The 11,117-nt window shown below is 67.4% G+C and carries 9 protein-coding genes; 2 read left to right on the top strand and 7 right to left on the bottom strand.

What is annotated here, in order from left to right:
• Positions 1-36 precede the first annotated feature (36 nt).
• The 6 genes from ABS73_RS09825 to ABS73_RS09850 form a co-directional block, all read right to left on the bottom strand.
• Positions 37-1,074 (bottom strand): extracellular solute-binding protein, encoded by a 1,038-nt coding sequence (locus ABS73_RS09825; RefSeq protein ID WP_277020267.1) that lies wholly within the window; start codon positions 1,072-1,074, stop codon positions 37-39.
• 93 nt (positions 1,075-1,167) lie between these two features.
• Positions 1,168-1,911 (bottom strand): SDR family oxidoreductase, encoded by a 744-nt coding sequence (locus ABS73_RS09830; protein WP_277020264.1) that lies wholly within the window; start codon positions 1,909-1,911, stop codon positions 1,168-1,170.
• A gap of 76 nt (positions 1,912-1,987) precedes the next feature.
• Entirely contained in the window at positions 1,988-2,872 is an 885-nt protein-coding gene (gene ppk2, locus ABS73_RS09835; RefSeq protein WP_169306282.1) for a polyphosphate kinase 2, read from the bottom strand.
• A 4-nt stretch (positions 2,873-2,876) separates the two neighbouring features.
• Complete coding sequence (locus ABS73_RS09840; protein ID WP_277020260.1) at positions 2,877-3,803, bottom strand: homoserine O-succinyltransferase; 927 nt, start codon at positions 3,801-3,803, stop codon at positions 2,877-2,879.
• 1 nt (position 3,804) lies between these two features.
• Positions 3,805-4,668 (bottom strand): ATPase, encoded by an 864-nt coding sequence (locus ABS73_RS09845; RefSeq protein ID WP_277020257.1) that lies wholly within the window; start codon positions 4,666-4,668, stop codon positions 3,805-3,807.
• 295 nt (positions 4,669-4,963) lie between these two features.
• Positions 4,964-6,136, bottom strand: coding sequence for an OmpP1/FadL family transporter (locus ABS73_RS09850; RefSeq protein WP_277020255.1), 1,173 nt, complete (start codon positions 6,134-6,136; stop codon positions 4,964-4,966).
• Between the two features lie 213 nt (positions 6,137-6,349).
• Between ABS73_RS09850 and guaB the strand changes: the two genes are divergently transcribed.
• Positions 6,350-7,798, top strand: coding sequence for an IMP dehydrogenase (gene guaB, locus ABS73_RS09855; protein WP_277020253.1), 1,449 nt, complete (start codon positions 6,350-6,352; stop codon positions 7,796-7,798).
• Between the two features lie 86 nt (positions 7,799-7,884).
• Here the strand turns inward: guaB and katG are convergent, their stop codons facing one another.
• The gene (katG, locus tag ABS73_RS09860) at positions 7,885-10,068 is read right to left on the bottom strand and encodes a catalase/peroxidase HPI (RefSeq protein ID WP_277020314.1); all 2,184 of its coding nucleotides are present in this window, start codon (positions 10,066-10,068) and stop codon (positions 7,885-7,887) included.
• Between the two features lie 253 nt (positions 10,069-10,321).
• Between katG and ABS73_RS09865 the strand changes: the two genes are divergently transcribed.
• Positions 10,322-11,117: RsmB/NOP family class I SAM-dependent RNA methyltransferase (locus tag ABS73_RS09865; RefSeq protein WP_286693442.1), on the top strand; the 796-nt coding region annotated here is incomplete at its 3' end.

Below are 11,117 nucleotides of genomic sequence, written 5' to 3' on the forward strand. Positions count from 1 at the left end.
CCGGGGGCGCGAAGCCCCCGGTTCCGACGGTCGAGATCAGAACCCGGCCTTGATCCGCTCGAACTCGGCCAGCTGGCGCTGACGCAGGGCTGGGTCGTTGGGCGTCTGGGCCAGGACCGGTGCGTCGATATCGGCCAGCCCCTCGGCCACGGCAGGCTCATCGGCGATGGTCGCCATCGCCTCGGCCGAGGTATGGCCATAGCCGATCGTGTCCAAGAGCGGCTTGGCCGCCGACGGCTCCAGCCAGGCGTTGATGAAGTCATAGGCCTTGTCTTCGCTGCCCGGCGCGTCCTTGACGTTCACATAGCCGCAGAAGAAGGTCGACGACCCCTCCACCGGCTCTCGTTGAAAGCCTACGGGATAGTCGTCGGCCTGCAGATAGACCACGCCGTCATTCCACGACCAGGCGATGTCGACCGCCCCCGATGCCATCAGCTGCGCCTGCTCGGACGGGTCGGACCAATAGGCCATGACGTTCTGATGCGCCTGGCGCAGCCAGTCGGCGGCGGCCTGGAACTGGTCGTCGCTGACCTCGTCCCAATCGGTCACGCCGGTCGCCAGATAGGCCAGCGCCCAGACATCGTCCGAACTGTCGGGCAGCGAGGTGCGGCCCTGGTATTTCGCGTCGGTAAAGACCTGCAGGCTGGCCACGTCCTCGGCCGGGACCGTCTCGGTGTTGTAGGCGATGGCGGTCGCGCCCCAGTCGGTCGGGATGAACCACACGCCCTCGTCGTCGCGGAACACCTCGCTGTCCAGGAATCGCTCCTCGATCTGCTCGAAATTCGGGATGCGGGTGGTGTCCCAGGGCTCGATCAGGCCCGCGTCGCGATATTTGCCGACCATCTGGCTGCAGGGGTGGATGACGTCGGCGCGGAACCCCGATGCGACCTTCTGGAACGCCTCGTCATCGTCGCCGTAGAACGCATAGGTCGGGCCGGTGCCGTGCTGGTCGATATAGGCCTGAAAGATCGACGGCTCCTCGAAGCCCGCCCAATCGAAGACGGTGAATTCCGGGTCGGCCGCATAGGCCGGAAGGGCCGCGGCGGCCAGGATGGTCGTGGTCAGCAAGCGCATGAAATCAGGCCTCTCGGTTGGTCGATTTTGTGCAACGCTAAGGGGCTGGAACGGGGCGCGCAAGGGCTTCGCGCGCCCGTGATGGGCGGATGCCTAACGCATCCGCAGCGCGCCATCGATGCGGATCGTCTCGCCGTTCAGATAGTCGTTCTGGACGATGAAGGCGACCATCCGCGCATATTCGTCCGGATCGCCCAACCGCTTGGGATAGGTCACCTCGGCCGCCAGGCTGTCCTGGACGTCCGCGGGCAGACCGTTCAGCATCGGCGTGCCGAAAATGCCCGGCGCGACGCTGCAGACGCGGATGCCCTGACCGGCCAGGTCGCGCGCCAGGGGCAGGGTCATCCCCGCGATGCCCGCCTTGGAGGCCGCATAGGCCGCCTGGCCCTTTTGCCCGTCAAAGGCCGCGATCGAGGCCGTGTTGACGATCACCCCGTTCTGCGCGCGCCCGTTTTTGGCCATGCGCTCGGCCGCCAGGCGCAGCACGTTGAAGCTGCCGATCAGGTTGACCTCGATGGTGCGGCGGAAACTGTCCAGGCGGTGCGGGCCGTCGCGGCCCAGGGTCTTTTCGCCCACCACCACGCCCGCGCAGTTCACGCAGACGTCGATGCCCCCCATCACGGCCACCGCGTGATCCAGCGCGGCCGTCACACTGGCCTCATCCGTCACGTCGGTCACCGCATAGCCCGCGCCGATGGCCTGGGCCGCCTCGGCCCCGTCCGGATCGCGGTCCAGCACGACGACCTGCGCGCCTTGGGCGCGGAAATAGGCGGCGGTGGCGGCCCCCAGGCCCGATGCGCCCCCGGTCACGACGGCGCGGCAATTCGACAGATCCATGATCCCCTCCCAAGGATATCCTCGACGGGGGTTCTGGCACGGTCGCGCGCCCACGCCAAGATCCGTCGCGCCAAGATCAGTCGCGCAAAAGCTCGGGCCCGCCCGCGATCAGCGGGTCGCGGGTGCCGACGGCGTCCATGTCCTTGCCCGCGTAATCGACCGCCGACAGGATGGTCTGGATTGCCGCAATCCGCGCGCGCCGCTTGTCGTCCGAGCGGATGACCGTCCAGGGCACCAGCGGCGAATGCGACCGCTCCATCGTGTCGCGGATGGCCAGGGTATAGTCGTCCCACCGGGCCAGCCCGTCCACGTCGATGCCGCTCAGCTTCCACTGTTTCAGGGGGTCCTGCTCGCGGTCCAGAAAACGGCGCAGCTGCTCGGCGCGGCCCACGTTCAGCCACAGCTTGACCAGGATGATCCCGTCATCGACCAGCGTCTGCTCAAAGCTGGGCAGCTGTCGAAAGAACGCCGCGCGCTGCACATCGGTGGAAAAGCCGAAGACGCGCTCCACCACGCCACGATTGTACCAGCTGCGGTCGAACAGCGCGATCTCTCCGGCGGCGGGCAACCAGTCGACATAGCGCTGAAAATACCACTGCCCGGCCTCGCGTTCGTTGGGCTTGGGCAGGGCCACGATGCTGGCCGAACGTGGGTTCAGGTTCTCGCGCACGCGTTCGATGGTGCCGCCCTTGCCGGCGGCGTCGCGCCCCTCGAAGACGACGACCAGGCGTTTGCCCGTGTCGATCACGTCATGCATCATGCGCACAAGCTGCAGCTGCAGCAGGGCCAGATGCGCCTCGTAATCGGCCTTGGGCATTTCCGCGTCATAGGGGAAATCGGGGTCCAGAATGTCCTTGGACCCGGCCTTGGACAGGGCCTTGCGGATGGGGGCGGGGGCGCCGGTCTTCAGATAGTCGCTGATCTTGCCGACCAGCGGCAGGTCCGGCAGCGTGGCGCCCATGGCCTCAACCCTCTCCGATGCGCGACATGTCGTACCATGTCGTCTGATAGATCTCGTTGATCCAGTTACCGTAGAGCAGATGCGCATGGCTGCGCCAGCGGTTTGCCGGGGCGCGGGCGGGATCGTCGTCGGGATAGTAGTTCGCGGGCACGGTGACGGGTTTGCCGGCCGCGACGTCGCGGTCGTACTCCTCCTTCAGCGTGGTGCTGTCATATTCGAAATGGTTGAAGACATAGAGCGCGCGGTGCCGGGGATCGGCCAGAAGGCAGGGCCCGACCTCGGCGCTGGCCAGCAGCGTGGTCAGGGCCGGGCGGGCGTCGACATCGTCCTGGCGCACCTCGGTCCAGCGGCTGACGGGAACCAGCACCTCGTCCGAGAAGCCGCGCAGATAGGGTGAGGCCGGGGCCAGGTTCTGATGGCGGAAGCAGCCGAAGGCCTTGGCGGGCAGGATGTGCTTGGGCAGGCCGTGGAAATGCCAGGCCATCGCCATGCCGCCCCAGCAGACGCCGAAGGTCGAATGGACATGGGTCTGCGTCCAGGCAAAGACGCGGGTCAGCTCGTCCCAATAGGTGACCTGATCGAAGGGCAGATGCTCGATCGGTGCGCCGGTGATGACCAGGCCGTCGAACTTCTCTCCGCTGGCCTCGACCTCGCGGAAGGGGCGGTAAAAGCTCTCAAGGTGGTCGGCGGCGGTGTTGCGGCTTTCGTGGTCCGACATGCGGATCAGCTGAAAGTCGATCTGCAGGGGGGTGGCGCCGATCAGCCGGGCGAACTGGTTCTCCGTCTGGATCTTCTTGGGCATCAGGTTCAAGAGCGCGATGCGCAGAGGGCGGATGTCCTGGGTCGCGGCGCGGCCCGGCGACATCACCATGACGCCCTCCTGGGACAGGATGCGATAGGCGGGCAGGCTTTCGTTCAGGGTGATGGGCATGTCAGATGTCCTTGCGCGCCAGCGCGGTCGCGATCAGGTCGGTGAAATCAGCGGGGGTGCGGATCTGCGCCACCTCCTCGGCCAGGATGGTGACGCCGCGCCGGGCCATCGCCTCATAGCGGGGCTGGCGATGGGCCAGGGCACGGGCATAGGTCCAGCGGATGAAGTCGTCGGGATTGACCTGCTCGGCCTCCAGCCCCTTTTCGACGCGGTAAGCGATCCAGGCGCGTTCCAGAAATTGCGGCTGGTAATACATGGGCTTGGGCGCGCGATCAAAGCGGCGGACCAGTTCGGCGGTGTGATCGTCGCTGCCCTTGATCCAGACCATCAGCAGATCGCGCTCCAGCGCATCCAGCACGGGGTCGTCGGGGTTGTCCGGGTCCACGACCTCGCAGATCGAGCCGCCACTGTCACAGACGAAATGAGGCAGGGCATAGATGTCGCGGGCGCGGTCCATGAAATGGCGCGTGTCCAGCAGGGACGCGATCTCGGCCCGGCGGTGCTGGTCCTGGCGGCGGCAGTAGTCGTCAAAGGGCAGGCCCCCACGCGAGGGGCTGCCGGGCTTGCCCAGATATGTCGACAGGGGCGCCAGATTGTCGAAGGTGATGTTGCTGGCGATGTAGACGCTGTCCGACATCAGCAATTCGCGCAGGAAGGGGACCTTCATCGCCTCGCGCTTGAAGTTGTCGGCGATGTATTCGCCCATGTAGCGGGTGCCGATGCGGTAATCGACGCTGTAATGGAACCAGTCGCCGGTTTCGCGTAGCATCGTGGCCAGATAGGTCTTGCCCAGGCCCGACATGCCGAACAGCACGATCCGCCGGGCTGCGGTGGCCCGCCAGTCATCCGCATTGCGATAGATCATCCGTCGTCCTTCCGTGGCCCGCCTTCTAGCTAATCGCATGACGCGGCCAAGAAAAGACCCGCTTCGGCACTCCCGACCGCCCGGTCGCCCCAGTTTGCGTCCCGCGGCGGCCGGGGGGCCAGCCCCCCGGACCCCCCGGCGGCCCGCCTACCGCCTGCGGTCCGCGCCCCTGCAGGGGGCCCGGGGGGAGCAAACTCCCCCGGCCACCGCCCCCGGCAAGGATACCCCGGTGCGAAAATGAAGACCGGCCCCGCCGAGAGGGCAGGGCCGGGTTCAGGCGCAAAGCTGTGTCAGATCAGAAGCTGTAGCCGATGCGGACGCCGATCCCCAGGATGTCGCTATCCTCCATCTGCGCCCGCGGCGCACCGCCCGTCTGGGGCCGGGCATCGCCCAGCTTGGAGTAGTTGATGCCGGTCGTGATCTTCATGTTGTCCATGGTATAGACCGCCGCCAGCGTCACGCCCACCCGCCCGTTCGTCGGAGCCAGCGGCGAGACCAGATCGTCGTTCTCGGGCTCATAGACCAGCGCAGCCGAGCCGGACCAGGTCTCGTTGAACTTGCGTCCGACGCCGATCGTGTAGGTCGTCGTATCCTCCAGCGACACCAGGCCGTTGCCGTTGTTAAGCCCGGTGAAGACGGTGGGGTCGACCTTGAACTCGGACCAGTTGACCCACCGGATCGAGCCGAAGACCAGCGTGTCCGCCGCCACACCGCTCTGCGCCTCCAGCGTGATCGATTCGGGCGTGTCGACGGTGGTGGTCGAGCGGCCGATGATATTGCCGTTCAGACGCTCGACCGTGTCGAACTCATGCTCGACCTTGGAGTTGTAGGTCAGCGACACGCGGCCCGCGATGGCGGGCACCTCATAGGCGGCGCCGACCACGAAGCCCAGGCCGATATCCTTGTCCAGCTGGACGTTATAGCCTGACAACGTGGGAGGCACAGGGCCGCCATAAGCAAACCCGTCCAGCGACACCTCGGCATCGGCCTGCGATCCGCGCAGACCGCCATGGACCGACACGTTATTCGGCATCTTGTAGCGCATCAGCGCCGTGAAGCTGGTCGAGTCGACCCTGGCCATGGTGCCGCCCAGGAGCGACGAGCCGCCCTCTCCGGTGACCGGATTGAAGCTTTGATAGGACACGTCTGCACCAAAGGGCTGCTCGACGATCAGGGCCGCGGACAGAGCCTCGTTGAACTGATGCTTGTAGCCCAGGCCCAGAAAGCCATAGCCGTTGGCCACGTCACCCGTGCCGCGCGGCGCCAGGCCGACGGGCGGCACGACAGTTGCCGGCAGGCCGGTATCGGTGCCCGACACGGTCGGATCGGCCGCGCCAAAGCTGAGTTCGGCATAATTTCCCTGTTCAAACAGTATGTTGAGCGATTGGGGTGCGCGTTCGATGCCCCCGGCCAGCAGCGGCGCGGTTCCCGCCAGCAATGCAGCCATGCCCGTGAATGCAAGTTTCATGTCTTCCTCCCTGCGGTCGGGCGAACCGCCCCCCCGATCTCACCCTATCGCAAGACTGTTACCGATCAATTGCCGATGCAGGCTGACGTGACGTCCGCGTCACTTGCGACAGTTTGTCCGTGTCGTCCCTGCAACGCCTGCCTGCGGGCTGGACAAACCGCGCCGCCCGTGAAAGGGGAAACTGCCAAACGGAATTGCCGCAAGGATACCCCCATGCAGATTCGTGAGGCCCTCACATTCGACGACGTTCTTCTGGTTCCGGCGGCATCGACGGTGCTGCCATCGACCGCGGACGTGACCACCTGGGTCACCCGCTCGATCCGGATGAACATTCCGCTCTTGTCCTCGGCCATGGACACGGTCACCGAAAGCCGCATGGCCATCGCCATGGCGCAGGCGGGCGGCATGGGCGTGATCCATCGCAACCTGACCACCGACCAGCAGGCCGACGAGGTCCGCCGCGTCAAGCGGTTCGAGAGCGGCATCGTCTATAACCCGATCACGCTGACGCCCGACCAGACCCTGGCCGATGCCAAGGCGTTCCAGGACCGCTACAACGTCACCGGTTTTCCGGTGGTCGATGCCGAGGGGCGGGTGCTGGGCATCGTCACGAACCGCGACATGCGCTTTGCCGACGACATGCGCACCCCGGTCCGCGCCATGATGTCCTCCGAGAACCTGGCCATCCTGCGCGAGCCTGCCGACCGGGCCGAGGCGATCAGCCTGATGAAGGCGCGCCGCATCGAGAAGCTGCTGGTGACCGACGCCTCGGGCAAGCTGACCGGCCTTCTGACGCTGAAGGACACCGAAAAGGCCGTGCTGAACCCGCTGGCCTGCAAGGACGACATGGGCCGCCTGCGCGTCGCCGCGGCCTCGACCGTGGGCGACGAGGGCTATGAGCGCAGCTGCGCGCTGATCGAGGCGGGCGTGGACATGGTCGTCATCGACACCGCGCATGGCCATTCCGCGGGCGTCGCGCGCGCCGTCGAACGCGTCAAGGCCTTCCGTGAGGGCGTTCAGGTCGTGGCCGGCAACGTCGCCACCGCCGAGGCCACGCGCGCCCTGATCGGCGCGGGTGCGGATGCGGTCAAGGTGGGCATCGGGCCGGGCTCGATCTGCACCACGCGGATCGTCGCGGGCGTCGGCGTGCCGCAGCTGACCGCGATCATGGATGCGGTGTCCGGCGCGGGCGACGTGCCGATCATCGCCGATGGCGGCATCAAGTTCAGCGGCGATTTCGCCAAGGCCATCGCCGCGGGCGCCAGCTGCGCCATGGTCGGCAGCGCCATCGCGGGCACCGACGAAAGCCCCGGCGAGGTGATCCTGTATCAGGGCCGCAGCTTCAAGTCCTATCGCGGGATGGGATCGCTTGGCGCGATGGCGCGCGGTTCGGCCGACCGCTATTTCCAGAAGGACGCGGCCAGCGACAAGCTGGTCCCCGAGGGGATCGAGGGGCAGGTTCCCTACAAGGGCACCGCCAATGCCGTCGTCCACCAGCTGGTGGGCGGCCTGCGCGCCGCGATGGGCTATACCGGCTGCGCCACCGTGGCCGAGATGCGCAGCAACTGCGAATTCGTGCGCATCACCGGGGCGGGGCTGAAGGAAAGCCACGTCCATGACGTGCAGATCACCCGCGAAAGCCCGAACTACCGCCTGGGCTGAGGCCGGGCGCATCAAAAAAGGCGGCCCTTGCGGGGGCCGCCTTTTTCATGGGCAGGGGGCGGGGGCGCATGGCCCCCACCGCAGGATCAGGCCGCGATGTCGAAGCGGTCGGCGTTCATCACCTTGACCCAGGCCGCGACGAAATCACGGATGAACTTGTCCGCGTTGTCGTCCTGGGCATAGACCTCGGCATAGCTGCGCAGGATCGAGTTCGACCCGAAGGTCACGTCCACGCGCGACGCCTGCCACTTGACCGCGTCGGTCTTGCGGTCGCGGATCTCATAGATCTCGGCATCGCCCTCGGCCTTCGTCCAGCGGTTGGCCATATCCGTCAGGTTGACGAAGAAATCGGCCGTCAACGCGCCTTCGCGGTCGGTCAGCGCGCCCAGCTTGGACCCGCCATGGTTCGCACCGATGGCCCGCAGCCCGCCGACCAGGACGGTCATCTCGGGCGCGGTCAGGCCCAACAGCTGCGCGCGGTCCAGCAGCAACTCCTCGGCGTTGACGGCGAAATCGGCCTTCAGCCAGTTGCGGAAACCGTCATGCAGCGGCTCCAGCGCGTCGAACGACTCCGCGTCGGTCTGTTCGGCCGTCGCGTCGCCGCGACCGGGGGCAAAGGGCACGGTGACATTGTGACCGGCCGCCTGCGCCGCCTTCTCGATGCCGACATTGCCGGCCAGCACGATCACGTCGGCCAGGGGCACGCCCGCCTCATCGGCGATGGGCTGCAGGACGGACAGGACACGGGCCAGACGCTCGGGCTCGTTCCCGGCCCAGTCCTTCTGGGGGGCCAGGCGGATGCGGGCGCCGTTGGCACCGCCGCGCAGGTCCGACCCGCGGAAGGTCCGCGCGCTGTCCCAGGCCGTCGCCACCATCTCGGCCACGGTCAGGTCGGTCGCGGCAATCCGCGCCTTGAGGCCGTCGACGTCATAGTCGGTGCGGCCTGCGGGCACCGGGTCCTGCCAGATCAGGTCCTCGGACGGCACGTCGGGTCCGACATAACGCGCCTTGGGGCCCATGTCGCGGTGGGTCAGCTTGAACCAGGCACGCGCGAAGGCGTCGTCAAAGCTGGCCGGATCGGCCATGAACTTTTCGCAGATGGCGCGATAGACGGGGTCCACCTTCATCGCCATGTCCGCATCGGTCATGATCGGCGTGGTCTTGATCGAGGGGTCCTCGACATCGGCGGGCATGTCCTCGGGGGCGATGCTGACCGGCTCCCACTGCCAGGCACCGGCGGGCGACTTGCGCAGCTCCCACTCGTGGCCGAACAGCATGTCGAAATAGCCCATGTCCCACTTGGTCGGGTTCGAGGTCCATGCGCCCTCGATGCCGCTGACCATCTGGTCGCGACCGATGCCGCGGCGGCCCTTGGCGTTCCAGCCCAGGCCCTGCTCATCCAAGCCCGCGCCCTCGGGCTCGGCGCCCATGTCCTCGGCGCGGCCGTTGCCGTGGCTCTTGCCGATGGTGTGGCCACCGGCGGTCAGGGCGACGGTCTCCTCGTCGTTCATGGCCATCCGGGCAAAGGTCTCGCGGATCTGCGCGGCGGTCGCCATCGGGTCGGGCTGGCCGTTCACGCCTTCGGGGTTCACGTAGATCAGACCCATCTGCACGGCGGCCAGCGGGTTCTCCATCGTGTCGGGCTTGGACACATCGGCATAGCGATGCTCAGAGCCCGCCAGGAACTCTTTCTCGGCGCCCCAATAGATGTCCTTCTCGGGGTGCCAGATGTCCTCGCGGCCAAAGGCAAAGCCAAAGGTCTTCAGACCCGCCTGCTCATAGGCGATGGTCCCGGCCAGCACGATCAGGTCGGCCCAGCTGATCTTGTTGCCGTATTTCTTCTTGATCGGCCACAGCAGGCGGCGGCCCTTGTCGGTGTTGTTGTTGTCGGGCCAGCTGTTCAGCGGCGCAAAGCGCTGGTTGCCGGTGCCCGCACCGCCGCGCCCGTCGCCAAGACGATAGGAGCCGGCCGCGTGCCAGGTGACGCGCGCGAACATGCCGACATAGCTGCCCCAGTCCGCGGGCCACCACTCCTGGCTGTCGGTCATCAGGGCGCGCAGGTCGGCCTTGAGCGCCTCGACGTCCAGCGTCTTCAGCGCCTCGCGATAGTTGAAATCGGGGCCAAGCGGGTTCGTCTTGTGGTCATGCTGGTGCAGGATGTCGAAGTTCAGCGCACTGGGCCACCAATCCGTGTTCGAAGCCGCGGTCGAGGTGTGGCTGCCATGCATCACGGGGCATTTGCCGGTGCTGTTGACCTGATTGCCGTCCATCTTGATCTCCATCTTGCTTGCGTCCGGGGAAGGCCCCTCGGAGCGGGCGATTCGTCATGGCGCGACCCTAACGCCTTTTCCCCATAAGATGAACTTTGATTGTCTGATGGGATGGAAAGGAAAGGCTTATGACACTGCGCGTCGCCGGGTTTGCCCTGCGGGGCCCCGGCGTGCTAGTCCTGAGACCGTCCCTGCCAGTTTGCGAAAGGCTGTCCATGACCCTGACCCCCTCCTGTCCGCAAGGCGGCGTCGCGTGACCCCCGCGGCGCGCATCGCGGCGGCCATCGGCGTTCTGGACCAGATCCTGGCCGGCGCCCCGGCGGAACAGGCGCTGCTGCGCTGGTCGCGGGCCAACCGGTTCGCGGGGTCGGGCGACCGGGCCGCGCTGCGCGATCTGGTGTTCGGGGCGCTGCGGCGACGCGACAGCCTGGCCGCCCTGGGCGGGGGCCTGAGCGGTCGCGGCTTGATGGTCGGCCATGCGCATCAGGCTGGCCTGCCGCTGGACGCGATCTTTACCGGAGAGGGACACGCCCCCGCGCCCCTGACCCCGCAGGAGGCTGCGCCCCAGGCCACCGATCCGCTGCCCGACGATCTGCCTGACTGGTTGCGCCCCGACTGGCATCGCGCCCTGGGCGCCCAGGCCGACGCGGTGGCGCAGGCCATGACCGACCGCGCGCCCGTCTGGCTGCGCGTCAATCTGGCGCAGCACGACCCCGCCGCCGTGGCCGAGGCGCTGGCCGCCGAAGGCATCGCGACCCAGCCCGCGCCGGACCTGCCCTCGGCCCTGCGGGTGGTGTCGGGGGACCGGCTGGTCGCGCGGTCGGCCTGCTATCGCGACGGTCTGGTCGAGTTGCAGGACCTCTCGGCCCAGCTGGCCTCGGCCGTGCCGCCGCTGTCCCCGGGCGCCCGCGTGCTGGACTACTGCGCGGGTGGGGGTGGCAAGTCGCTTGCCCTCGCGGCGAGAGAGCCGGCGGCGCGCATCTTCGCCCATGACGCGCTGGCGCAGCGGATGGCGGATCTGCCCGCCCGCGCCGCCCGCGCGGGGGCCG

It is taken from the genome of Paracoccus sp. SCN 68-21, assembly GCF_001724535.1.
GTDB lineage: Bacteria > Pseudomonadota > Alphaproteobacteria > Rhodobacterales > Rhodobacteraceae > Paracoccus > Paracoccus hibiscisoli.